A 24,500-nucleotide genomic window follows, 5' to 3' on the forward strand; every position below is an offset into this window, starting at 1 on the left:
GGCCCGGCCTGCCCCTCAATCCGGAGCGAACATTTCGTGCAGATCATTATCCCCATGTCCGGTTTTGGCGAACGATTCCGGCGGGCCGGCTATTCGCTTCCCAAGCCACTGATCCCCATCGACGGAAAACCGATCATCGCCCACGTGATCGACATGTTCCCGGGAGAGACGGATTTTCTGTTTATCTGCAACCAGGACCATCTCGACAACCCGGACTACGCGGTGCGAGCCACGCTTGAACGCTATTGTCCCACCGGCCGTGTCGTGGGCATCCCGTCCCACAAGCTGGGCCCGGTTCATGCCGTCCGCCTGGTTGAGCATTTGATCCGTGACGACTCGCCCGTCGTCGTGAATTACTGCGACTTCACCTGCTATTGGGATTGGCCGCAGTTTGTGCGCTTCACGTCCGAAACCGGCTGCGCGGGAGCGATTCCCGCCTATAAGGGATTCCATCCACACACGCTTGGCAGCACCAACTACGCCTACATGCGCGAGCAGGACGGCTGGGTGCTCGACATTCAGGAAAAACAGCCATACACGCAGAACCGCATGGAGGAGTTCGCTTCCAGCGGTACCTACTATTTCCGGAATGGCGCCCTGATGAAGCGCGCATTCAAGGAAACCGTGGATCTCCAGCTACACGTCAACGGAGAATACTATGTGAGCCTGGCATACCGCCCCTTGCTGGCTCAGTCCATGCCTGTCGCCGTGTACGCCCTGCAGCATTTCATGCAGTGGGGAACGCCTCAGGACGTGGCCGAATACAACGGCTGGTCTCGCGCGTTCCGCACGCTCGCCGAACCCGCGCAGCCGCCGCTGCCGCCACGAGGAAGCATGGTGATGCCCATGGCAGGGCTGGGAAAGCGTTTCGCGGATGAAGGCTACGCCGCTACGAAACCGCTTATCCCCGTATCAGGCAGGCCCATGGTGGAGCAGGCAGCCCATGATCTGCCCCCGTCCCGGCATCACGCGTTTGTCTTGCGGCGGGACATGCCCGGCCACGCGGCAATCAGCGCGCAGCTCGCGCACGTCTATCCGGGCGCCGTCATCTCCACCATCGACGCAGTCACCGAAGGCCAGGCATGCACCGCGCTGATCGGCCTGGATGCCTTGCAGCAGGCGATCGCGGACGCGTCGGGGCCGATTACTTTCGCCGCTTGCGACAACGGCATGTTATATGACGCACAGGCTTTTGATCGCCTGCTGGAAGCGCCTGACGTAGACATTATCGTCTGGGCGGCACGCGGCCATGCCAACGCCGTCCGTCATCCCAAAATGTTTGGCTGGATCGATGCGCCCGACGACCGCATCCGCGCCATTTCAGTCAAGGAACCGCTGGGTTCTCCGGAAACGGATCCGATCGTCATCGGCAATTTCACGTTCCGACACGCGCAGGATTTTCAGCGGGTCGTGGCCAGGCTGCTGGCTCGGGATGGTCGGGTGAACGGCGAGTTCTACCTGGACTCGACGATCAATGATGCCATCGCCCTGGGGCTGCGCTGCCAGGTCTTTACCGTCGATCACCTGCTCTCCTGGGGAACGCCGAACGACTTGCGAACCTTCGAGTACTGGCAGTCCTGCTTCCATAAATGGGCATCGCATCCCTATCGCCTTGAGAACGATGGCCGCGTCCCCGCGGAAGCCGTACCGCTGCTGGCTCGACAATACCGCAAGATCGATCCGCCGTTGCCGGGCCCGCGGCCATGATGAAGAAGGAACTGCCCGTATTCCTGGTGGTGGGCGGACTGACCGTCGCGGTCGACTTTCTTGTCTATCATGCCCTGCTGGCATGGAGCCCGATGCCTGTCGGTTGGTCCAAGGCCATCGGTTTCATGGCGGGCACGGCGTTCGCCTATGTGGCCAACCGATACTGGACATTCAACCATCAGGCACATCCGACAGGCAGTCACTGGCGTTTCATGGCGCTCTATGCCGCCACGCTCGGCGCTAATGTGGTGATCAACACCCTGACGCTCAAGCATCTGCCTGCATCGCAACAGATGGTACAGGTGGCGTTCGTCGCGGCAACCGGCGTATCGGCCGTACTGAATTTCATCGGCATGAAATTCTTCGTTTTTCGGATGCGAGTGTCCGACGGATCTCTATGAAACTATCCCTGGTCATCCCCTGCTACAACGAAGCAGCCAACCTGCCGTTGTTGCTTGAACGCTGCAAGGCGCTGACGGCACGGTCGGACGCCGAAGTCATTCTGGTCGATAACGGCTCCACCGACAACAGCCCCGACGTGCTGGCCGCCTTGCTGCCCTCATACCCTGGATGCCGCAGCGTCCGCGTCGAACGCAATCAGGGCTATGGCTACGGCATTCTTCAGGGATTGCGCGCCGCCCAGGGCGAAATCCTCGCCTGGACCCACGCGGACATGCAGACAGACCCCCATGACGCCGTCAAGGGTCTGGCGCTATTTGAAGCGCACGGTGCCGGCTTGTTCGTCAAAGGCCGCCGATACGGCCGCCCGGTGGCGGACGTTTTCTTCACGATCGGCATGAGCCTGTTCGAAACGTTGCTGCTGCGAACCCGCCTGTGGGACATCAATGCACAGCCCACCATGTTTCATCGGGATTTCTTCGCCAGTTGGGACCGGCCGCCGCACGATTTTTCCCTGGATTTGTACGCCTATTACCTGGCGCGAAGCCGGGGTCTGGCTGTAAAGCGCTTCCCGGTACGCTTCGGCGAACGCGCGCACGGAACGTCCCATTGGAATGTCAATTGGGCCGCCAAGAGAAAATTCATCAAACGCACAATCGCGTTCAGCCTGGAACTGAAGAGGTCCACCAAGCCATGATCTTTATCGCTCATCGCCGCAATACGCTGGAAGAACTGAACACGACGCCGGTCGAGTATGGGATAGAGGTCGATATCCGCAGCCGCGGCGAAAACCTCATCATCCACCATGATGCGCTGGTTCCGGGCGGAGATTTCCTTGAGTGGATCGCGGCGTACCGACACGGCACGCTGATCTTGAATGTCAAGGAAGAGGGACTGGAGGCGCGCCTGCTTTCCGTAATGGACTCGCATGGCATCACCGATTTCTTCTTCCTCGACCAGTCATTTCCGTTTCTCGTGAAATGGGCCAAGGCGGGCGAGCAGCGCTGCGCCGTCCGCGTATCCGAATTCGAATCCATCGATACCGCGCTCAGTCTCGCGGGCAAAGTCGATTGGGTCTGGGTGGATTGCTTCACGCGCTTTCCGTTGAGCGGGGACGAGGCGCGCCGCCTGCAAGACGCCGGTTTCCGCCTCTGCATCGTTTCGCCCGAGTTGCAGGGACGCAATGCTGAAACGGAAATTCCGGCCTATGCGGCCTTGCTCACCGAACGCGGCATTGCCGCCCAAGCCGTATGCACCAAGCGCCCCGATCTTTGGAAAATCGCACTTGGCCTGCAATGAAGACGCTGCTCGTTCACCCACTGTTTCTGATCGGCATCGCAATCCGATTGGCCATCGTCGCCGGCGCGATCTCGCAGCCGGTCGTGGATTGGTACGCGCCCTTTCTGTCCACCAGCGTTTCGCAATGGAACATGGACCCCTGGGGAGTATGGCTTGCCCACGGAGGAAGCCCGGCGGCTTTTCCGTATGGCTATGTCATGTGGCTGGTCTTTCTGCCGCTCACGCTGCTGGGCAAGCTCGTGGGCATGGCGCCGGAGCACGCCTACGCGCTGACACTAGGGCTGGTTGACGTCGCCCTGCTGGCAGTGCTGCGGCGTCTGCTCCCCGGCCGCGACCGCATGCTCCTCCTGGTTTACTGGTTTTCTCCGATCACGCTGGTCGCCACCTACTGGCTTGGGTACAACGATCTGGTGCCCGTCGCCCTGCTGACGCTGACCCTCTACTGCATCCGCCATCAAAAGAACTGGACGGCAGGCCTGGCACTTGCCGCTGCCATCTCAGCCAAGCTGAGCATGGCGGCTGCGCTGCCCTTCTTCCTGATCTATTTTCAGCACAATCGTCCTCACCGCAAGTTTCTTCCCGATTTCGCCAAGGCCTTCGCCTTGGGCGCCACCCTTTTTCTCCTGCCGTTCGTCCTGCTATCCAGCGACGGGCTGGCCATGATCCAATCCAACCCGGAAGTCACCAAGATCTATCGCCTAGCCGTTCCGATCGGCGAGAACATCACCGTATACCTGGTGCCGCTTGTCCATCTGCTCATACTCTACGCGGCCTGGCGCGTCCGCCGCCTGAATTTCGATCTGTTGTGCGCCATTCTGTGCATCGCTTTCCTCTTGATCGTGCTCATGACGCCCGCCGCGCCTGGCTGGTTCGTCTGGGTTCTGCCGCTGCTGGTCATCTACTAGGCTCGTAGCGATCGCATCGCACGAGCGCTGGTCTGCCTGTTTTCATTTCTCTATCTCGGCACCAGCCTGCTTGCCGAATACGCCGCACAGAGTTCGCTGGCGACGTTGATCGGTGCTCCACTGACAAACATGCTGCCACGCGGCCTCTCCATACTGCATACCACCCTGGTGGCAACGGGCCTGGTGTTGGCCGCCAGAATCTGGCGGGAGGGAGTGAGCCGGAATGACTTCTTCCGCTTGAGCCGACGCCCGTTCGTACTGGGAATCGCCGGAGACTCCGGCGCCGGCAAAGACACATACTCCGATGCACTGACGGATCTGTTTGGCACGCACTCGGTCGCCAAGCTGTCTGGAGACGACTACCACCTGTGGGATCGACAAAAACCCATGTGGCAGGTCATGACTCATTTGAATCCAAGAGCCAACGACCTGGAAGCCTTTGCGAACGATCTCGTAGCATTAAGCGACGGCAAGCCCATTCAATCACGGCACTACGATCATCAGACCGGACGGATGAGCAAACCGTTCAAGATCAAAAGCAATGACTTCATCTTTGCCAGCGGCCTGCATGCACTGTATCTGCCGATCCTGCGCAATTGCTATAGCCTGAGCGTCTACCTCGACATTGACGAAGATCTGCGTCGCTACCTGAAACTCAAGCGCGACGTGGAAGTGCGCGGCCATACACGCGAGCGCGTCCTGGGTTCATTCGAACGCCGTGAACCAGATTCCGCCAAGTTCATCCGTCCGCAGGCCGCCCATGCGGATTTGCTTTTCTCGCTCAAGCCGATACACCCGCGCATGCTGACCGAGACATCGGACAGGCATCCCTTGCGCTTGAAGCTCGTGGCACGCTCCAGACTCGGTTTGAGTGAAACCTCGCTGGCCAGGGCTCTCATCGGTGTTTGTGGCCTGCACGTAGATATGGTGACCAGCGCAGACGGCGCGGAAATCGTTCTAACCATCGAAGGCGAGACGACAGGCAAGGACATCGAGCTGGCGGCACAGATAATCTGCCCGGAAATCTTCGAATTCCTCGACACTTCTGCGAAATGGGCGAATGGCGTAGGAGGCCTCATGCAGCTGATCACGCTCGCACATATTCAGCAAGCCTTGACGACACGCTTCATATGATGAAAATCTACGCACCCGATCGGTTCGATCGCCTTCCTGACGCAATTCTGTTCGACACGGATAACACGCTCTATCCGTACGATCCGGCCCATGCGGCCGCGCAACAGGCCGTGCGCGAGAAAGTCTCGACGACTTTCTCGATCCGACCTGAAGAATTCGACACAGCGTTCAAGCAGGCCCGGGATGAAGTCAAATCCCGCTTGCAGCACACCGCGTCCTCGCACAGCCGTTTGTTGTATCTGCAACGCATGCTGGAGATCATGGGCTTGGGGTCACAAGTGCTTCTTGCGCTGGATTTTGAACAAACCTATTGGCGCACCTTCCTCAGCAATGCCATCTTGTTTGATGACGTCAAAGAACTTCTGGATGACCTGCGCCTGCTCGGCATTCCGACTGCCATCGTTACGGATCTAACGGCGCAGATCCAGTTTCGCAAGGTCGTCTATTTTGGCTTGGACCAGTACTTCGATTACATCGTCACCAGCGAAGAAGCTGGTTTCGACAAGCCGCACCCGGCGCCGTTCACCATTGCGCTGGAAAAGATGCGTCCCAAAGGCAACACGATTTGGATGATCGGCGACAATCCAGTCAATGACATTCGAGGGGGCCGCGAGACGATCAATGCAGTTACTTTGCAGAAGATCCACCCCGGCACCCCTCTAGGCGAAGGCGAAAACGCCCCGGAAGCGTCTTTCAGCAGTTTTTCGGCGTTACGCCGTCTCGTCGCTCAACTGGGGCAAAAGCAATCATGACTTCCCCAAATACCTCTTTGCATGCCGCTATCGTGGACTTCTGCGCCAGAATCGGCCGGGACCGGCTTTTGGTCCAGGGTGCAGGCGGCAATGTTTCGTACAAGAGCAATGGCGCGCTGTGGATAAAGGCCTCCGGTACCTGGCTAGCCGACGCTGCCAGCCAGGAAATTTTCGTGCCCGTCGACCTGGCTCATCTCCAATCGGCCATCGCACGGGATGATTTCGAAGTATCGCCAATCTCCCGCGACGTCGATGCACGGTTGCGCCCATCGATAGAAACGCTGCTGCACGCCCTCTTGCCCCATGCTGTCGTCGCCCATCTGCACGAGATCAACGCCCTGGTCCATCTGGTCCAAAAAGACTGCGAAATGCTGCTGCAAGAACGACTGGGCGATTCTTGTGAATGGGTGCTGGTGGACTATCACAAGCCTGGCGCCCCGTTGGCTGTCGCTGTGGCGCGTCAGTTGAAAGACCGGCCCGGCGCAGACGTCGTATTCCTGCGCAATCACGGCGTGGTCATCGGCGCAAGAACGGTTGAAGAAGCGGACAGGCTGCTATCTCTGCTCACGACGCAGCTACGCACGAAGGCCCACGATATTGGGCTGCCTTGTGTCGCCCCGCCGTCCCATGACGTGGAGGCCATGAAAAACCAGTCCTACATTCTGCTGCAGGACGAGGCATTGACCGAACTGGTCCACGACCGCGATCTGTATGCCCGACTGGACAATTCCTGGGCGCTGTATCCAGATCACGTCGTATTCCTAGGCCCCATCGCCCAGACATATGACTCCGTTGCCGATTGCTTGGGCCGCATGCCGCAGCATCGGGACCTCGGCTATCCCATTTTCATACGCGACGTCGGCGTCTTCGTGCCCGAGGCGTTCAACCGCGCCCGACATGAGCAGTTGAGGTGCTACTACGACGTACTGGCGCGGCTGACACCGGATGCCATCACTACGACCTTGTCCAGGACCGACATCGCCTCCCTGCTGAATTGGGATGCGGAGCGCTATCGCATCGGGCACGCAAAATGACACAGCAAGCGTCTATGCCCTTCTCACCCCCCGCTACACATAGGTCGCCCATCAACTGGCTAGCCATTGCCTGCTACGCAGGCTGCGCCGCCATCGTGCTGCTCCTGTTTTACGAGAATTTTCTCTTTTCGGAAAAATTGGGGCGCCTCGCATCGAGAACGGTGGACGATCTTGCTTTTCAACTCGCCTTGCGAGACGCGCATACGTCCATAGCCTCCGGACAGTTTTCCAAACTCTGGATCCTAAATTATTATGCCTATGGCTGGCTTTACTGGGCGCCACTCGCCTGGATAACCTATCCGCTATATCTGATCTCGTCCTATTTCGGTATCGACTGGCCGCTGATTGTCGTGCCACGCCAGGTCTCTCTTCTATTCGCGCTGGGAGGCGCCTACTTTCTGCGCAAGATCGTCAAGCGATTCACGCAAAACGAAGCGATCTGCGCCACAGCCGCCCTCATTTATCTGTTATTTCCTGCCATCGCCTTTTTTTCCATGCGATTCGGCACCGTCACAGAGATTTCGTTCCTGTCGATCCTGAGCGCGTATCTGCTGTTGCGCGACAAAGCATCATCATTCCGGGCCTTGGCGCCTGCAGTGATAGTCCTTGCCGCGGCTGGGGCCGTCAAGCTCAGCGGGCTGCTCATCGCTCCATTCCTGTTTCTGATCATCGTCAGGCGTCTCATCGGAAAACCTGTCTGGCACATGCTAGGCACTCTGTTCGCGTTGGGCTCATTGTTCGTCGCAACACTGATCCTTTTGACTAATCCGGCGCTTCTGGCAGCCCCATTTCATCCCCAGATTCTGCATGACTATTTGGGAGTGTTAAAGCACCACATGCAGGTAACGCAAGTCAGCGGCCTGAACATCAGCCCCTGGCGCCGCTTCTATGAGGCTACTTTCCATTCGTGGCTCAATGCCACCGCGATGTTTTTGCTGATGCTCGGCCTGGTCGTTCACACCCGCCATAGCGTCTCAAGGCGCTTCGAATGTTTGGCTGCGCTGATTACCCTCGCGGTCGTCATGGCCTATTTGATATTCGGCATCAAATCCGAAGTCAGCGCCGGCTCCTATTTCACCGCGGTCTCTTTCCTTATTGCTATCGGCGTGATCGGTTGGCAGCGGTCGGCGGGAGGCGCAGCCGTCCTATTCCTGATCGTCGCACTGCTGGTAAGTGACGTCGCCTTGAGAGTGCAACGACAAACTGCCATGACCGCCATGGCGGAGTTTCCCTGGAACCACGCGACTTATCTGGTCCAGTCTCTGCGCTCGAAGCCGATCAATAAACGTGCCGATTTCATAGAAAACTGCATTGCCGCCGACGCCGGCAGCCAGCCGATAAGCCAGATTTTCTACGACTACGAAGTAGCCCCCCCGTTCAACGCCTTATCCATGCCCAACACCTGCTTTTCAGTAGCGTGGGGCGACCTGTCGCCCGCGGGCACGTACTGTGACAGATCCAATCCTATCCAGTACATTTTGCTGAGTCTGACTGCTCCCGGCTTTATGGACGAGGCGGCATTCAACAAACGAATAGCTGGCTTGGAGCCGAGCGTAGTCCAGCGGATGCAACAAGACCGCAGTACGCGCACGACGTTGGCCGAGCAAGGATTGTTTGGCGACCAGAAGTTCGTCCGTTTATGCAGCGGCGCGGATGTCGCGATCTTCAAGGCCAAGCCATAGATCTGGCTGTCGACGGGTCAAGCGCGACAACGTCGTCGCGTTTTCCCGTTGCCTTTCAGATACAACCTGTTGGCCTGTAAATCGCCTTTCCATGTCCACCACGCAAAGGAATTTTCAATGATCCACTCAACCGCCATCATTTCTCCCGAAGCCAAGCTTGGCAGCAACGTTTCCATTGGCCCTTACTCCATCATCTACCCCAACACCGTCATTGGCGACAACACCACAATCGGCTCTCACTGTGAGATCGGCCATCCGACGCCCCTGGCCCAGGGAGTCCCGCTGACTCTGGGAGCCGGCAGCCTGATCCGTTCGCACAGCATCTTCTACGAAGGCTCGACGTTTGGCGAAAAGTTGGTCACCGGCCACCGCGTCACCGCACGCGAAGCAACCCGGGCCGGCGTGAACTTCCAGATTGGCACGCTTTGCGACATCCAAGGCCATTGCTCCATCGGAGACTACGTCCGCTTTCACAGCAATGTACACATCGGGCAGCATTCCACCATCGGCAATTTCGTCTGGATCTTCCCCTATGTGGTGCTGACCAATGATCCTCATCCTCCCAGCGAAGTGATGTCGGGAGCGACGGTGCAAGACTATGCTGCCATCGCCACCATGTCGATCTTGCTACCGGGCGTTACGGTCGGCAAGGGCGCTCTGGTGGGAGCCCACAGCTCGGTCAACCGGGATGTCGCAGCGGATACCGTGGTCGCCGGCAGCCCGGCCAAGTTCATTTGCGAAACCAGCAAGGTCAAACTCAAAGATGGCTCCGGCAATGCCGCCTATCCTTGGCGCAAGCACTTCCATCGCGGCTATCCCGAAGAAGTGGTCACCGCCTGGCTGAACGAATTCAGCCCTCCTGCGTCCAACTAGACAATGCCGTCAGCGCGGCTGGCTTGCGCTTCGATCCAACTCCGGAACCGGGGCTTCCCAGCCGCCCGCCGACCATGGTGACGGAAATGTTCGGATCAAACATGTCCAAGAATAAATCGGTCTCAAAACAGTAATTTTTGACTATTGTTGGACGGAATCTACACGGTTGCGCTGGATATACTTGGCGATCTTTCATTGCCCTTGCCAGCCTGTCGATCGCATAGCCGGCAGTCATGCCTCCCCTGGCCCAGTGAGAACCAAGATCGTAGCGGGAAACCCCGCCCGCAACCTCCGCCAAACATGACAAAACCGCCAATTCTTCGTCGCTTGGGCAACAAGCTGATTGCCACCGATGAACTCGTCGCACGGTTCGACAGCGCCGGAATCCAGCTTGAGGACCTGCAGTCCCGACTGGAGGCGACCGAGCAGATTTCCCTCAAGCTGGACACCCGGACCGAAGCGCTTGCCAGCGAATTGCAGCGAGAGCAACAGGCGTTACGCGCCATGGTTGCACAATTCAACGATCAGCTGAAAGCGAACGAAATACACGGAATTCAGTTACACGAACGCGTTGAACAATTGCAGGAACAACTGCTCGCAATCCGCGCGGACCTGGGTCAATTGCCGTCCTACGCCCAGCTCAACGCGAACCTGGCCGCCCTGCCCGACCGGTTCAAGCAAGATTGCGTGGACCTGCTTCAGTACCACGTCGAACATGACCAGGCGCCCCGCCTGCGCCCGCCCATACGGCCACGGAAGAACGAAGAGCCCGTGATCGACAAGATCGCGTTCCTGGTCCACTCGAAGGAATTGCTGAACCATTTCTCATGTATCTGGGATGCACTGCCCCAGGACAGCTTCGACGTGCTGCTGCACGGCGAAGCCGATTTGCCGGCCGGGGAAGCCTTTGCTCCCTGGCATTGCCAGGTCTTCCATACGACGGACATACTCGGCAAGAAGCTCAAGTATCGATATCTGGTGTCGAATCATCCCGTCGACACCTCGGGCGAACCGTTGATCAAGCGACTGGCCCAGGTCAACGTGCGTTTCATGTACGCTGCGGGAAAATCAGGCTGGAACCTCTCCAGCTGGAATGCCCTGTACGACGTCATTCTTTGCTTTGGCCCTTATCACGCGGGGTATTTCTCCCGGCACACCAAGGCAACCATCGTGCAGATCGGGTACCCGCGGCTGGACCGTTACTTCACGTCGCCGTCGGATGCCGCCGCGTTGTCATCCTCGCTCGGATGCGCCCCGGACAAGAAAACCGTCGTCTGGCTGCCCACGCACGGCGCCGTCTCGTCCCTAGGCCATTTCAACGAGGAAATCGCCGCCCTGACAGAGCGCTACAACGTGCTGGTCAAGGTGCATCCATTGACGCCCCGCTCTGATCCCGCCGCGATTGACGCCCTGTCGCAGCTGCCCTTCACGCGATTGATCGTGGACTCGACCGACAACCTGCCGCTCTACCAGATCGCGGACTACATGCTGTTCGACTACGGCGGCCCGCCGTTGGCCGGCATTTACACGAACAAGAAAATGATCTTGTTGAACATCCCGGGAGCCGAGCAGGACGCGCTGATCGGCCGACACTCTCCAGATGCCTTGCTGCGCAACTACATCATCGCGGTTGAGCCGCAGATGCAGGCCATCGCCGGGTTGCTGGAAAACGACTCGGTCTGGGATCAACAAGCGCAAATGCGCAGCGATCTGCGCAGCCTCTATTTCGCTCCGTATTTTGGCTTCTCCACCCAGGTCGCGGCGCAAACATTACTGAACCTGGATCGCGTTCTGGAATAGCCCAGGGAACCTGGCCTGCGCCATTCTGATTGCGCGGCCCTGCATGGAGAGCATTTCATGGTCATATGGTTGATCGGCCTGTCCGGCTCCGGCAAGACCACGCTAGGCAAGGAGATCGCGCGCCTCTGGCGTGGCCTCGCTGCCAATACGGTCCTGCTTGACGGCGACGAATTGCGGCGCGTCTTCGCGCATGACCAGACCGATGCCGCCTATTCGGTCGAAGGGCGACGAGCCAACGCCGAACGCATGACCGCGCTATGCGAAATGCTCGATCGCCAAGGAATCAATGTCGTGTGCTGCATCCTGTCCCTCTTCCCCGACATGCGCACGCAGAACCGCGAGCGGTTCAGCCGCTACTTTGAGGTATTCATGGATGCAAGCATGGAAGCGCTGCTACGGCGCGACACCAAGGGCTTGTACCAAGATGCACTGACAGGCGCGCGCCCCAATGTGGTCGGCGTCGATATTCCCTTTCCGCGACCAGAAACGGCCGACCTCACGATTTCCACATCGGGACCAGAGCCGGACATGACACAACTGGCCCGGCACGTGCTGGGCAAGGCCGGCATCGCATGACGCCCACCGATACCCCGCAATATCCCTACGATCGCGGCGCACTGCTGGACGAGCGCAATACCTACTCCTACACCCGCTTTGAAGGACGGGAGTTTCTATGCGCCTGGCGTTCAGCCCGACAGAACTGCGGCCTGGAGACAACTCCGCGCGCCACAAGGTCGGATGTGGTTTCGTGCCCGACCCATTCGCTATTGGCTCGCCTGACACGGCAACTGGCGCATGCACCGGACGCCTCGGCTTACGCAACCCTGGACCGCCTGCTGCAAAGGTTCGAGGTTTCAAAACGCCTACACGGACAATACGACGCCTCGTGGCGCCCTACGGACCCTGAGGACTTCAGGGATCTGGAACGATATCTATTGTTCGCCGAAGCGCTGGTTCTGGGCTACGAACGGACGCAACGCCTGCAATATCTGAACGCTCTGCTGAAATGCATGGACACGCTTTCCGCGTACATAGGCGCCCTGGACGTTGATCAGATGAACAGGCTACGCCAACTGCTGAGACATGAACGCGACGCTATCGCCGCCTTGAGCGCACGCCTGCAAGTGACACTCCCATGATCCTGGACGACGTACTGCTGCTCGCCGCGCCGACCAGCCGCTCTCAAGCCTACCTCCAGGCGCTCGTGGCGCATGACATGCTGCCCGGGCATGTGGTGCTGATGGGCGACCAACGCCCCAAGCCCAACCCCTCCCTGCCGGTCCTGGAACCCGCGATCGTCGACCTGTTGCTGCCCAGGTTGGACGAACCCTTGCTGCAGACCTGCGCGACGTCAGGCATTTCCCATGAAACCTGCGATGCCCGCAACGTCAACGACGCGGCAATCGCGGACATCATCCGTTCCATCCAGCCGCGCGTGGTCATTTATTCCGGCTTTGGCGGTCAAATCGTGGGGGAAGCCATCCTCTCGCTCGGACCACGGTTCCTGCATATGCACTCCGGGGATATACCAACGTACCGAGGCAGCACGACGCTGTACTATGCGCTCCTGAACGGCGACCACCCGACAGTGACGGCACTGTTCCTGGATCCCCGCATAGACACGGGCCCCATCGTGGCTCGTCGGACGTATCCCAAGCCTCCGGCCGGAGCCGACATCGATCACCAGTATGACTCGGCAATCCGGGCGGACCTGCTTCTGCGCGTAATGCGAACTCGGCTTCTGGCCAACGGCATGATCGACGCGCAGCCGCAACCCCAAGTCGAAGATCCGCCCTACTACGTGATACACCCCGTGCTCAAGCACCTTGCCGTCCTCTCCCTTGAATCACGGCCCGACCATGCCTGAAACCCGCACGTCTCATGATGCCGCGCACGCCCGGCTGTTCACATTCGGCAGCAAGGCGGAAACCCTGCAAACCCTCAAGGGCAGGCTCACGCAGGCCACCGTGCCCGACAGCTACTTTTTCTCGATCCAGGAGTGGCAAGCTTCCAGGCCGCGGATCCTGCAGCGTATCCGCGACCAATTCCAAGGCGCGAAGCTGGCCGTGCGTAGCAGCGCGTTGATCGAGGATGGCGCCAACGAATCGATGGCAGGCGCCTTCCTCAGCCTGCAACATGTCAATGGCGCGAGCCCCGGCGACGTGACCGACGCCATCACCCGCGTCATGCAATCCATGACCGGCAACCCCCAGGACCAAGTGCTCGTGCAGCCGATGATCGAGGACATCGCGGTCAACGGCGTCATCATGACGTATGACATGGTGCATGGCACGCCCTACTACTGCATCGATTTCGACGACGAGAGCGGCAGGACCGACACCATCACAGGCGGCAGCGTCATCAACAAGGGGCTTTTCGTCTACCGTCACGCCGAACCTGGCTTGCTGCGCTCTCCCCGCATTCTGCGCTTCCTGCAATTGGCGAAAGAACTGGAATCCCTGTGCGCATGCCTCGCACTGGACATCGAATTCGGCCTGGATCGCACGGGAAAACTCTATCTGTTCCAAGTCCGCCGGATGGCTAGGGCCCGACACTGGCATCCCGTTACCGAACGCCGCGTCGCCCGACAGCTGGAGTTCGTCGAGCGCTTTGTCCAGGAATGCTCCCTGCCTCGTGAAGGCGTGGTCGGCGAGCGGACGATTCTGGCCATCATGCCCGATTGGAATCCAGCGGAGCTGATCGGCACAACGCCGCAACCACTGTCATCTTCTCTCTATAGAACGCTCATTACCCGCAGCACCTGGCGCGAAGCGCGCGCCGAGATGGGCTACCAGGAGCTGGGTGATGGCGAACTCATGTATCTCATCAACAGCCATCCATATATTGACGTGCGGATGAGCTTCAACTCTTTCCTGCCTGAGGGCCTGGACCGCGACACGGGCGGCAAGCTCGTGAGCGCCTGGATGAACCGGCTGGAGTCTTGCCCGGAACTACACGACAAGATTGAATTTGACATCGTTCCGACATGCCTGGATTTCTGCTTCGAACATGATTTCTCGGAGCGCTATCCAAACATTCTCTCGACCGCAGAACGTGAACAGTACACGCAGGCGCTGCGCATCCTGACCAGAAACGCGATCGGGCCGAAGCAGGACTCCACACTGGACCGGGCCCTGGAACTCGCCGCACAGCTGGACGCGCTACGGCTGACTGATGTGAATCACGCGGAACCGCATGCCTTCCTGGTCCGTGCCAGTCACTTGTTGAAGGCCTGCCGCCGTCTCGGCGTAAAACCATTCGCGGTTGCTGCCAGGCATGCGTTCATTGCCGAGGCGCTGTTGCGTTCTGCGGTGCGTCGCAATGGCTTGCGGCAGGAGCGCCTGGATGAGTTCAAGCGCAGCATACGCACCATCACTGGCAACATCGTCAACGAGTACTCACAGGTCTGTCATGGCGAGATCTCCCGGGAGGACTTCCTGACACGCTATGGACACCTGCGTCCCGGCACCTACGAGATCACTTCGCTGCGATATGACGAACGAGACGATCTGTTCCACGATCAGGCGCCACAACTTGCTCATTCAACGACGCCCGTTTTCTCCATGAACGAGGATGAATGCACTGCGATCGACGGATTGCTGCGCGAATGCGGGCTCGATGTTCTGAATTCACGACAGCTGCTGGCCTACGCCGCCCGCGCCATTGCGGCGCGGGAGCAGATCAAGTTCATCTTTTCCAGAACACTGTCCAATGCGCTCTCCGACCTGGTGTCCTGGGGTGAGAAAATCGGCTTGTCGCGTGAAGATCTCTCATTCCTGGACTGGGCTTCTATCGAGTCCAGTCTCACGGTACCGCCCATGGACTTTCTGGATCGCCACTATCTGGCGCAGGTCGCGGCCTCGCGCATCCAGATGGAAGCCGCACATGAGTTCAAGCTTGCTCATATCATTTTCAGCGTTCGGGATATCTATGTCGCAACACTGAATCGCAGCATCCCCAATTTCGTGGGCACAGGGGCGGCGTCCGGACGCATCGTGAAGCTGACTGCCGAGATGTCTGCGCGTGTGAACATCCAGGGCATGATCGTCTGTATCGAGAACGCAGACCCGGGATTCGACTGGATCTTTACCCAACACCCGGCAGCGCTGGTCACCCGTTTCGGCGGCGCCAACTCGCACATGGCGATACGCTGCGCGGAATTCGGCCTTCCCGCTGCCATAGGCTGCGGGGACAGTCTCTACGCGCGGCTGACGCAAGCTGGCGCAGCGGAACTGAACTGCGCAGAGAAGATTCTTAGGCCCTTGCATGCAAAATGAACGCCGCCTCGGCATTACCATGCGCATCGTGCACGCCGAAAACTATCGTGAACCGCGCGACGCACTGGCCCAGGACTGGCACAGGTTCATGGCGGTGGCTCTGCCTGGCCTGGTCTGGCTGCCTGTACCCAATCTGGGACCGGAAGATTCCCGGCGCTTCTGCGAGCGTTGGCGGCTGGATGGCTTGATTCTGTCAGGAGGCGAAGACATCGGCGCCGCGCCCTTGCGCGATGCCACCGAACTGGCCCTCCTGGATTGGGCCGAGTCACAAGGCATGCCCGTGCTCGGCATTTGCCGCGGCCTGCAGTTGATGGTGTATCGCGCAGGCGTCGACAACATCCCCGTACCCGGACACATCGCAACGCGCCATGGTATCCAGGGTCGATATAGCGGCGAAGTGAACAGCTTTCACAGCAAGGCGCCGGCTACTTGCCCTGCCGGCTATCAGGTTCTTGCCACCGCCGATGACGGCACTCTGGAAGGACTCGCCCACGAGCGCCTGCGATGGGAGGGCTGGATGTGGCATCCAGAACGCGAATCTACGCCTGATCCAAGAGATCTTGCCAGTATCAGGAGGCTGTTTGCATGAAGGCTATCATTCTCGCGGCTGGCCGCGGCAGCCGCATGGGCGGCTTGACGGATACGCAACCCAAAGGGCTCGTGAGCTTGCGAGGCAAGCCGCTGCTTGAATGGCAGTTGGCGTCGCTGCGGGCGGCTGGCATCCATGAAATCGCGCTAGTCACCGGCTACCGACACGAAGCCTTGTCCCCTTACGGCCTGCCCATGTTTCACAATCCCGACTGGCGGCGAACCAATATGGTGACGTCGCTGGCATGCGCTCGCGAATGGCTGCAGGCAGAAGCCTGCATCGTGAGCTATTCCGATATTTTCTACGAAGCAAACGCTGTCCGTAAACTCATGGACAGCGACGCAGCCCTCGCACTGACATACGATCCGGACTGGCTGCGACTATGGCAGGCGCGCTTTGATTGCCCGCTGTCGGACGCTGAAACGTTCCGCGTGTCCGATGGCGGCAGGCTGCTGGAAATTGGCAGCAAGCCTTCAAGCGTGGAAGAAGTCCAAGGCCAATACATGGGATTATTACGATTCACGCCCGCCGGTTGGGCCATGCTTGAGCGCTTGCGGGCCAGCTTGGACGATTCTGAGCGCGATTCACTGCATATGACCGGCGCCATCCAAAGGGCGTTGGCGCTGGACGCGCTGCCCATTGCAGCGATCCCCTATACGGGGAAATGGGGCGAAGTCGATTCCGCAAGCGATCTCGCCCTGTACGAGTCCCTCGCACTTCCTTAGCCTGACCAACGAGAATACGCTGCCGTGCGGCAGCGCCTATTCCTTCGGGCAAGACCGCAGAAAATGGCGGCTCACCGCGTCAATTCACCCCAGCTGCGTGCGCCTGCTCGTCCGCATGGTACGAAGACCGCACCATCGCCCCCACCGCCGCATGCGAGAACCCCATCGCATAGGCCTCGCGCTCGAACATCGCGAAGGTGTCCGGATGCACGTAGCGCAGCACCGGCAGATGGTGCTCCGACGGCTGCAGGTACTGGCCGATGGTCAGCATGTCCACGTTGTGCTCGCGCATGTCGCGCATCACCTGCAGGATTTCCTCGTCGGTCTCGCCCAGGCCCAGCATCAGGCCGGACTTGGTCGGCACCTCGGGATGCAGCTTCTTGAACTCGGCCAGCAGCTTCAGCGAGTGCAGGTAGTCCGAACCCGGACGAGCCTGCTTGTACAGGCGCGGCACGGTTTCCAGGTTGTGGTTCATGACGTCTGGAGGACCGGCGTTCAGGATGGTCAGCGCGCGGTCCAGGCGGCCGCGGAAGTCGGGCACCAGCACCTCGATGCGGGTGGTCGGCGACAGTTCGCGGATATGCGTGATGCAATCGACGAAATGGCCGGCGCCGCCGTCGCGCAGGTCGTCCCGGTCGACCGAGGTGATGACCACGTAGGACAGCTTCATCGCGGCGATGGTGCGCGCGAGGTTCTCGGGTTCCTTGGGGTCCAGCGGATCGGGACGTCCGTGGCCCACGTCACAGAAGGGGCAGCGACGCGTGCACTTGTCGCCCATGATCATGAACGTGGCCGTGCCCTTGCCGAAGCATTCGCCGATGTTGGGGCAGGACGCTTCCTCGCAGACCGTGTGCAGGTTGTGCTCGCGCAGGATGCGCTTGATGTCGTAGAAGCGCGAGCCGGGCGCGGCGGCCTTGACGCGGATCCATTCCGGCTTCTTCAGGCGTTCGGCCGGAACGATCTTGATCGGAATGCGCGCGGTCTTGGCCTGCGACTTCTGCTTTTGCGTCGGATCGTAGGCCACGGCGGAAGCGGCGGCGGATTCGTCCGAGGGGACAGGGGACTCGACAAGCGTGGACATGAGGCACCTTCATGACCGGCGCACCCAGGCGCCCGGTCCGAGACAAAAAAGGGCATTTTACCCTTCATGGACCAGGTCCGCCCGCCCCGGGGTCGCCCGTCTGAGTCTGCCAGTCTGGGGCCGCACGTATCAGGCCGCCCCCAGCAGCGTCTGGGTTATCGTCACGCCTGTCTTTTTCCAGAATCCGCCCATGCCCGCCTTGCCCCGCCCCGTCGCCCTGATCGCCCCCCGCCTGGATACGGGGCCGACGGCGCAAGTCGTGCAGGCCTGCGCCTGCGTACTGGCCGAGACCGGTCATTACCTGGCTGCCGGTCCCTGGCACGAGCCGGCTGGCCTGCCCCGGCTGCATGCGCTGGCGCCGGCGGCGGTCCTGTGCATCGGGCCGGCGGACGATCCGGGCCTGCGCGCCGCGCTGGCGTCGCTGGAAATCCCCATCGTGGAAACCTGGGCCACGCCCGCCGGGCCGCTGGACAGCGCCGTGCTGTACGCCAACATCGATACCGGCCGCCTGGCCGCCCGCCATTTCGCCGATAGAAACTATGCACGCGTAGCTTGCGTCAGCGCCGACACGCCCTGGGAACGCGAGCGCCGGCAGGGCTTCATCGAAACGGCTCGGTCGCTGGGCCTGGAACTGGCGGCCGATATCATCCAGCCCGAGGCCTGCCAGCCGAACGACGGCCGAATGGCCTTCCTGCGGCTCCTGGCCACCAACACCCTGTTCGACGCCGTGTTCGCCAGCTCGGATCTGCTCGCTGCCGGGGCCGTGTCCGAAGCCCACCACCGCGATCTGCATGTGCCGCAGGATGTCGCGGTGCTGGGCGTGTCGGAGGACGGCAGCGCGGCCCAATGGGCGCCGGGCCTGAGCACGCTCACGGCCAGCGCGGCGGAGCTGGGCCGGCGCGCCGGCCTGCTGCTGCTGGAACGGCTGGCGGGCGATCGCGGACCGGGCGCGCGCGTCGTGCTGGAAGCGGTCCTGGAAGCGCGGCTCAGCACCTGAACGCTGCAGGCAGGCGCACCGACGGCGAGGCAGGCACGAAGCAAGCGGCGTGACCGCCCTTGGTTCGGCCACGCGAAACGCTCCGCGTGCCGCGCAAAGTCGCCGGACGGAACCGGACTACGCGCCCTTGACGGCGGGCTCGCCGTAGCGCGCCGCAACGCCCATTTCCCGCAACATGGCGTCCGCTTCGCGCAGGAAAACCGCCGTGGCGGTCTGAGGCACGCGGTCCAGCCAAGCCTCGGCCTCGTCGCGCTGGCCGCGTTGCAGCAGCAGCCGGCCCAGATGGAACATGCCCCGGAAATCCCCGCCCTCGGCAGCGCGCCGGTAGCAATCGAACGCCTGCTCCAGGTCCCGCGGCACGACGGTCCCGGCCTCGTGGAAACGCCCCACCACGCCGATGGACTTCACATGGCCGGACTGCGCCGCGCGCTGGTACAGGGCCAACGCGGCAGCCGGATCCTGCGCCACGCCGCCGCGGCCATCGCGCAGCATGTGGGCATAGTTGTACATGCCCCAGTCCAGGCCGCGATCAGCGGCCAGCCGGAACCAGTAGGCGGCCACGGTCTCGTCGCGCGCCACGCCCCAGCCATTCTCGTAGCAGCGGCCCACCATGTTGATGGACATGAGGTGATCGGCCTGCGCGGCGCGTTTGAACCAGCCCAGCGCGGCCTCGGGATCGCGCGCCATGCCATGACCGTCGAGCAGCATCTGGCCCAGGATGGCTTGGGCCTCCAGCAGCCCCAGGTCGGCGGCGGCCTGGATCCAGGCGGCGTAGGCCTCTGGCGGACCGGCGCGCAGCGCGGCCAGCTGCGCGGGAGTGGTGGCGGAGATGTCCGCCGCGGTGATGGATTTCATGTCGGACGAGAAGGATCTGGCGGGAAAACGGATGGCGAACGCTGCGTCTGAACCGGCGTTCAGACGGGACTACAGGCGGGTTCGCCGCCGACCGCCGTGGGCCGTGCGCGGTGCCAGGCGGCAACCAGATTGCGCGCCAGCGCCTCGCCCACGTCCGCCAGCTCGCGGCGCACGCCGCAGGCCGCCATGTCGACGGTGCGCAGGCCCGCGTAGCCGCAGGGATTGATGCCCAGGAAGGGCGCTAGGTCCATGTCCACGTTCAGCGACACCCCGTGATAGGCGCGGCCGTTGCGGATCTTGATGCCCAGCGCGGCGATCTTGGCCAGCTCGCCGCCGCCATCGGGATCCGGCACATACACGCCCGGCGCGCCGGGCTTGCGGCAGGCGCCCGCCACGCCGGCCTCGGCCAGCGTGTCGATGACCGCGCCCTCGAGCAGCGTGACGTATTCCTTGACGTACATGTCGACGCGCCGCAGGTCGAACAGCGCATAGGCCATGACCTGGCCCGGGCCGTGATACGTGACCTGCCCGCCCCGGTCGCAATGCACGATGGGGATGCCGGCGGGATTGAGCACATGCCCGGGCGAGCCCGCCTGCCCCAGCGTGTAGACCGGCGCGTGCTCGCAAAGCCAGATCTCGTCCGGCGTGTCGGCGCCGCGCAGGTTGGTGTAATCCTGCATGTCGCGCCAGACCGACAGGTAGTCGGCCGGACTCGCGAGCCACTTGATCACAGCCATGCCGGCCTAGATGACGATCGACACCATGGGGTGGCCATGCAGCGCGCGGTACAGCGCATCAAGCTGTTCGCGCGAGGTGGCGCGCACGGTGAAGGTCAGGCCCATGTAGTTGCCGCCCTTGCTGGGCCGCATCTCGACGGTGGCGGCGTCAAAGCCCGGGTCGAACTGCAGCACCACCTCGGTCAGCGTCTGGGCCAGCTCGGGATGCTGCTTGCCCATGACCTTGATGGGAAAGTCGCTGGGGTACTCGATGAGGGATTCTTCGGGCGGGATGTGCATGATGGAAGCCTGATGTGAAACCCACCCGCGTAGCGATGCCCGTCCAGGCGTCGCGGGTGGTGCGCCAGCCCCACGAGAACGTAGGAACCGGCGCGTGCCGCGGCCGGCTTACAGGCCGGCGATGCGGGCATCATAACCCGCGCGCAGGCGCTCATAAACGGGGCCGGGCTTGCCCGAACCCACCGGCTTGCCGTCCAGCGCGACGATGGGCAGCACTTCCTTGGTGGCCGAGGACAGCAGCAGCTCGTCCGCGTTTTCCACTTCCTCGCGGCCGATGCGGCGCGACTCGAAAGGAATGCCTGCCTCGGCGGCCAGCTCGCCCATCAAGCCGTAGCGGATGCCTTCCAGGATCAGGTTGTTCTTGGGCGGAGCCAGCAGCTTGCCGCCGGATACCACCCAGATATTGGTGGACGAGCCCTCGGTCAGGAAGCCGTCGCGGAACTGCACCACTTCATCGACCTGAGCGTCCACGGCCTGCTGCTTGGCCAGCACGTTGCCCAGCAGCGACACGGACTTGATCTCGCAGTGCAGCCAGCGCTCGTCGGGAATGCTGATGGCCGTCATGCCGCTGGCGCGCTGCGCAGCCGACGGCGGCGCCCAGGGCGAGACCATGCCGAACACCGTGGGCGGCACGGGCTGGGCGGGGAACTGGTGATCGCGCTTGGCCACGCCGCGCGTCACCTGCAGGTAGACGATGCAGGTGTCCTGGATATTGCGGGCCAGCAGCTCATTGATCAGCTGGACCCAGCCGTCCCGGTCGTGAGGCTGGGCGATGCGCAGCGCCGCCAGGCTGCGGTCCAGACGGTTCAGGTGCTCGGCCATGCGGAAGGCCTTGCCGCGGTATACCGGCACGACTTCATAGATGCCGTCGCCGAAGATGAAGCCCCGGTCCAGCACGGAGATCCTGGCCTCGTCGATACGCAGGAAATCACCATTGAGATAAACCTGGCTGTCGCCCTGCACGCCCGGAATCATGAAACCCCCAAGAATATGAATTGAACAGGGCCGCGCCGCCCGGCGCGCGCCCAAATGGAGAACGGGCGCCCCCGAAGGGAAACGCCCGTAGCAAGCTTACACCCGCGCCGCCAGCGGCGGCGCGGAAACAATGAGGTTCTTCAGGTCACGAGACAACGCAACCACAGCCAAGAAGACTCAAGAGAGTGCGAGGCACGCGCCCCCGCCAGCCACCACCGCCCCACAAGCCAGGCCACACGGATCCGGCTCCGCCGGTCCGTCGTGGCGCCCCCTTGAGGGGGAAGCGCCAAGGGCGCTTCGGGGGTGGACTAATTGAACCAGCGCTTGACGGTATCGACCATGCGGCCGAAGAAGCCCGCGCGCTCGACCGCGTCCTGCACCACCAGCGGCTCGGTGCGCAGCACCTTGCCGTCCAGCGTGAATTGCAGGGTGCCGACCTGCTGGCCCTTGGCCAGCGGCGCGATCAGCGGATCGTTGCGCTGCGCCACCGGCTTGAGCTCGCCGGCCTTGCCGCGCGGCACGGCGATCGAGACCGGGTTGGGCGGGCCGAGCTTGACGGTTTCGACGGTGCCTTCCCAGACGCGGGCGTCGATGCCCGGCTGGCTCTTGTCGAACAGCTTGACCGTGTCGAAGTTCTGGAAGCTCCAGTTCAGCAGCTTCAGGCTTTCCTCGGCGCGCGTGGCTTCGCTGTCGGTGCCCACCACCACCACCAGGATGCGGCGGTCGCCGCGCATGGCGGTCGACACCAGGCAGTAGCCGGCCGAATCGGTGTGGCCGGTCTTCATGCCGTCGACCGAGGGGTCGGCCCACAGCAGGCGGTTGCGGTTGGGCTGGGTGATCTTGTTGTAGGTGTAGCTCTTCTGCTTGTAGTAGTGGAAGAACTGCGGATGGTCGGTGATCAGGTGCGAGGACAGCGTGGCCAGGTCGCGCACGCTGGTGGTGTGCTGCGGATCGGGCAGGCCGGTAGCGTTCATGAAGTGCGTGCTCTTCATGCCCAGGCGCTCGGCTTCCTGGTTCATCAGCGCGGCGAAGGCGGTCTCGCTGCCGCCCACGGCCTCGGCCAGCGCGACCGAGGCGTCGTTGCCCGACTGCACGATCATGCCCTGGTTCAGCTCGTCCACCGTGACCGGCTTGCGCGGCTCGATGAACATGCGCGAGCCGCCGGTGCGCCAGGCGTGCTCGGACACGGGCACGGTCTGCTCCAGCGTCAGGCGCTTTTCCTCGAGCGCATTGAAGACCACGTAGGCAGTCATGATCTTGGTCAGCGAGGCCGGCTCGACTTTCTGGTCCGGGTTGGACGCAGCCAGCAGCTGGCCGCTGTTCACGTCGATGACGATCCAGGCCCTGGCGGCGATGGTGGGCGCGGGCACGGCTGACACGTCGCCCACCGGCACCACTCCCGTCGTCGCCGGCACGGCGGCCGCGGGCGCGGTCGCGGCGGCGGGCGCCTGTTGCTGCGCCAGGACCGGCGCGCCGGCGGCGAGCAGCGCGGCCAACACGGCGCCCGACAGGGCACGGCGGGCAAAGACAACGGGGGATTGGGCGGAGTAAGGCAAATTCTTCATCGGCAACGTGGGTCCAGGAAAGACGCCCGCCGGCGCGGGGCAAGTGGCTGACAATTATAGGCAGTCGATAGGACCCGCCCCGCGCGCAAGGGGTTCCCCGTGCGCTCCAACATGCAACCTGTTGCAACGCCGCGCGGCCGCCGCACCGCGATCAGGCGCCCGTCAGCCCAGCGCGACCGTCAGGCGCGCCTGCACCAGTTCGCGCAGCACCAGCAGCTTGCCATGGAAGAAATGCGAGGCGCCCGGGATCACGACCACCGGAATCGAGCGCGGCCGCGCCCAGTCCATGGCCTCGGACAAGGGCACGACCTCGTCCTGCTCGCCATGCACCATCAGCGTGTCGCCCGGCACCTGCACCTCGTGCGACTGGAACCGGTTCACCGCCGGGCCCATCAGCATCAGCGCCGAGGGCAGCGGCGCATCGCCCTGCTCGGCCAGCGCCGCATAGGTCTGCGCGGCGACGGCGGTGCCGAAGGAAAAGCCGGCCAGCACCCAGGGCGCCTGCGCCAGCTCGGGATGCTGCTCGCGCACCTGCGCCACCAGGGCCAGCATGTCGCGGGTCTCGCCCACGGACTTGTCGAATTCGCCTTCGGACAGGCCGACGCCACGGAAGTTGGGGCGCACCGCGACCAGGCCATGCTGCACGCAGGCCCGCGCGATGGTGGTGACCACCTTGTTCTCGCGCGCGCCGCCTTGCAGCGGATGCGGGTGCAGCACCAGCGCCCAGCCCCGCGGCGTGCCGTCGGGCCAATCGACGGCGCAATCGATGCGGCCAGCGGCGCCGGTGTAAGCCAGGGTTTCGGTGCGTGCGGACATGGGCGGACTCAAGCGGTGT

25 protein-coding genes are annotated in these 24,500 nt (G+C 62.1%); 18 read left to right on the forward strand and 7 right to left on the reverse strand.

Annotation, left to right across the window (positions count from 1 at the left end; translation table 11 throughout):
- Nucleotides 1-36 precede the first annotated feature (36 nt).
- The 17 genes from ACEU5R_RS12885 to ACEU5R_RS12965 all read left to right on the forward strand — a co-directional run bounded on the left by ACEU5R_RS12885 (nt 37) and on the right by ACEU5R_RS12965 (nt 17,176).
- A complete protein-coding gene (locus ACEU5R_RS12885) occupies nt 37-1,707 on the forward strand; it encodes a sugar phosphate nucleotidyltransferase (protein ID WP_392410449.1) in 1,671 nt (556 codons plus the stop codon).
- Nucleotides 1,704-2,108, forward strand: a complete 405-nt coding sequence (locus tag ACEU5R_RS12890; RefSeq protein WP_103271624.1) for a GtrA family protein — start codon at nt 1,704-1,706, stop codon at nt 2,106-2,108. The genes ACEU5R_RS12885 and ACEU5R_RS12890 overlap by 4 nt, the downstream gene beginning before the upstream one ends.
- Nucleotides 2,105-2,803, forward strand: coding sequence for a glycosyltransferase family 2 protein (locus tag ACEU5R_RS12895; RefSeq protein ID WP_103271625.1), 699 nt, complete (start codon nt 2,105-2,107; stop codon nt 2,801-2,803). The genes ACEU5R_RS12890 and ACEU5R_RS12895 overlap by 4 nt, the downstream gene beginning before the upstream one ends.
- The gene (locus tag ACEU5R_RS12900) at nt 2,800-3,405 is read left to right on the forward strand and encodes a phosphatidylinositol-specific phospholipase C/glycerophosphodiester phosphodiesterase family protein (protein ID WP_103271626.1); all 606 of its coding nucleotides are present in this window, start codon (nt 2,800-2,802) and stop codon (nt 3,403-3,405) included. The genes ACEU5R_RS12895 and ACEU5R_RS12900 overlap by 4 nt, the downstream gene beginning before the upstream one ends.
- Nucleotides 3,402-4,310: a glycosyltransferase 87 family protein gene (locus tag ACEU5R_RS12905; protein ID WP_392410450.1), complete on the forward strand. Its 909-nt coding sequence runs from the start codon at nt 3,402-3,404 to the stop codon at nt 4,308-4,310. The genes ACEU5R_RS12900 and ACEU5R_RS12905 overlap by 4 nt, the downstream gene beginning before the upstream one ends.
- A gap of 129 nt (nt 4,311-4,439) precedes the next feature.
- Nucleotides 4,440-5,444, forward strand: a complete 1,005-nt coding sequence (locus tag ACEU5R_RS12910; RefSeq protein ID WP_392410451.1) for a hypothetical protein — start codon at nt 4,440-4,442, stop codon at nt 5,442-5,444.
- Entirely contained in the window at nt 5,441-6,196 is a 756-nt protein-coding gene (locus ACEU5R_RS12915) for an HAD family hydrolase (RefSeq protein ID WP_199770946.1), read from the forward strand. The genes ACEU5R_RS12910 and ACEU5R_RS12915 overlap by 4 nt, the downstream gene beginning before the upstream one ends.
- On the forward strand, nt 6,193-7,230 hold the full coding sequence (locus ACEU5R_RS12920; RefSeq protein WP_103271627.1) for a class II aldolase/adducin family protein: 1,038 nt from the start codon (nt 6,193-6,195) through the stop codon (nt 7,228-7,230). The genes ACEU5R_RS12915 and ACEU5R_RS12920 overlap by 4 nt, the downstream gene beginning before the upstream one ends.
- Nucleotides 7,231-7,244: 14 nt before the next feature.
- Nucleotides 7,245-8,912, forward strand: a complete 1,668-nt coding sequence (locus ACEU5R_RS12925) for a hypothetical protein (protein WP_392410452.1) — start codon at nt 7,245-7,247, stop codon at nt 8,910-8,912.
- A 117-nt stretch (nt 8,913-9,029) separates the two neighbouring features.
- Nucleotides 9,030-9,785 (forward strand): acyltransferase, encoded by a 756-nt coding sequence (locus ACEU5R_RS12930; protein WP_103271629.1) that lies wholly within the window; start codon nt 9,030-9,032, stop codon nt 9,783-9,785.
- 327 nt (nt 9,786-10,112) lie between these two features.
- The gene (locus tag ACEU5R_RS12935; protein ID WP_392410453.1) at nt 10,113-11,585 is read left to right on the forward strand and encodes a CDP-glycerol glycerophosphotransferase family protein; all 1,473 of its coding nucleotides are present in this window, start codon (nt 10,113-10,115) and stop codon (nt 11,583-11,585) included.
- A gap of 57 nt (nt 11,586-11,642) precedes the next feature.
- Nucleotides 11,643-12,161, forward strand: a complete 519-nt coding sequence (locus ACEU5R_RS12940) for an adenylyl-sulfate kinase (RefSeq protein ID WP_103271631.1) — start codon at nt 11,643-11,645, stop codon at nt 12,159-12,161.
- Nucleotides 12,158-12,724: a hypothetical protein gene (locus ACEU5R_RS12945; RefSeq protein ID WP_158658306.1), complete on the forward strand. Its 567-nt coding sequence runs from the start codon at nt 12,158-12,160 to the stop codon at nt 12,722-12,724. The genes ACEU5R_RS12940 and ACEU5R_RS12945 overlap by 4 nt, the downstream gene beginning before the upstream one ends.
- Nucleotides 12,721-13,452 carry a formyltransferase family protein gene (locus ACEU5R_RS12950; RefSeq protein ID WP_103271633.1) on the forward strand — a complete coding sequence of 244 codons (732 nt, stop codon included), beginning with the start codon at nt 12,721-12,723 and terminating at the stop codon, nt 13,450-13,452. Before ACEU5R_RS12945 ends, ACEU5R_RS12950 begins: the two co-directional genes overlap by 4 nt.
- The gene (locus tag ACEU5R_RS12955; protein WP_103271634.1) at nt 13,445-15,862 is read left to right on the forward strand and encodes a PEP-utilizing enzyme; all 2,418 of its coding nucleotides are present in this window, start codon (nt 13,445-13,447) and stop codon (nt 15,860-15,862) included. Before ACEU5R_RS12950 ends, ACEU5R_RS12955 begins: the two co-directional genes overlap by 8 nt.
- The gene (locus ACEU5R_RS12960; RefSeq protein WP_103271635.1) at nt 15,852-16,451 is read left to right on the forward strand and encodes a gamma-glutamyl-gamma-aminobutyrate hydrolase family protein; all 600 of its coding nucleotides are present in this window, start codon (nt 15,852-15,854) and stop codon (nt 16,449-16,451) included. The genes ACEU5R_RS12955 and ACEU5R_RS12960 overlap by 11 nt, the downstream gene beginning before the upstream one ends.
- Nucleotides 16,448-17,176, forward strand: a complete 729-nt coding sequence (locus ACEU5R_RS12965) for an NTP transferase domain-containing protein (protein WP_103271636.1) — start codon at nt 16,448-16,450, stop codon at nt 17,174-17,176. The genes ACEU5R_RS12960 and ACEU5R_RS12965 overlap by 4 nt, the downstream gene beginning before the upstream one ends.
- Nucleotides 17,177-17,255: 79 nt before the next feature.
- Here the strand turns inward: ACEU5R_RS12965 and lipA are convergent, their stop codons facing one another.
- Nucleotides 17,256-18,257 carry a lipoyl synthase gene (gene lipA / locus ACEU5R_RS12970; RefSeq protein WP_392410454.1) on the reverse strand — a complete coding sequence of 334 codons (1,002 nt, stop codon included), beginning with the start codon at nt 18,255-18,257 and terminating at the stop codon, nt 17,256-17,258.
- Nucleotides 18,258-18,447: 190 nt separating this feature from the next.
- On the opposite strand from lipA, the gene ACEU5R_RS12975 reads away from it, so the two are divergent.
- Nucleotides 18,448-19,254 carry a LacI family DNA-binding transcriptional regulator gene (locus ACEU5R_RS12975; protein ID WP_103271638.1) on the forward strand — a complete coding sequence of 269 codons (807 nt, stop codon included), beginning with the start codon at nt 18,448-18,450 and terminating at the stop codon, nt 19,252-19,254.
- Between the two features lie 117 nt (nt 19,255-19,371).
- On the opposite strand, the gene ACEU5R_RS12980 is transcribed toward ACEU5R_RS12975, so the two are convergent.
- The 6 genes from ACEU5R_RS12980 to ACEU5R_RS13005 form a co-directional block, all read right to left on the reverse strand.
- The gene (locus tag ACEU5R_RS12980; protein ID WP_392410455.1) at nt 19,372-20,109 is read right to left on the reverse strand and encodes a tetratricopeptide repeat protein; all 738 of its coding nucleotides are present in this window, start codon (nt 20,107-20,109) and stop codon (nt 19,372-19,374) included.
- A gap of 59 nt (nt 20,110-20,168) precedes the next feature.
- Nucleotides 20,169-20,840, reverse strand: coding sequence for a lipoyl(octanoyl) transferase LipB (lipB, locus tag ACEU5R_RS12985; protein ID WP_392410470.1), 672 nt, complete (start codon nt 20,838-20,840; stop codon nt 20,169-20,171).
- Between the two features lie 12 nt (nt 20,841-20,852).
- Nucleotides 20,853-21,125, reverse strand: coding sequence for a YbeD family protein (locus tag ACEU5R_RS12990; protein ID WP_392410456.1), 273 nt, complete (start codon nt 21,123-21,125; stop codon nt 20,853-20,855).
- Between the two features lie 108 nt (nt 21,126-21,233).
- A complete protein-coding gene (locus tag ACEU5R_RS12995; protein ID WP_103271642.1) occupies nt 21,234-22,100 on the reverse strand; it encodes a D-amino acid aminotransferase in 867 nt (288 codons plus the stop codon).
- A gap of 308 nt (nt 22,101-22,408) precedes the next feature.
- The gene (locus ACEU5R_RS13000) at nt 22,409-23,665 is read right to left on the reverse strand and encodes a D-alanyl-D-alanine carboxypeptidase family protein (RefSeq protein ID WP_103271643.1); all 1,257 of its coding nucleotides are present in this window, start codon (nt 23,663-23,665) and stop codon (nt 22,409-22,411) included.
- A 162-nt stretch (nt 23,666-23,827) separates the two neighbouring features.
- Nucleotides 23,828-24,481 (reverse strand): alpha/beta hydrolase, encoded by a 654-nt coding sequence (locus ACEU5R_RS13005; protein WP_103271644.1) that lies wholly within the window; start codon nt 24,479-24,481, stop codon nt 23,828-23,830.
- Nucleotides 24,482-24,500: the final 19 nt, after the last annotated feature.

It is taken from the genome of Achromobacter sp. 413638, assembly GCF_043119405.1.
Classification (GTDB): Bacteria; Pseudomonadota; Gammaproteobacteria; order Burkholderiales; family Burkholderiaceae_B; genus Achromobacter.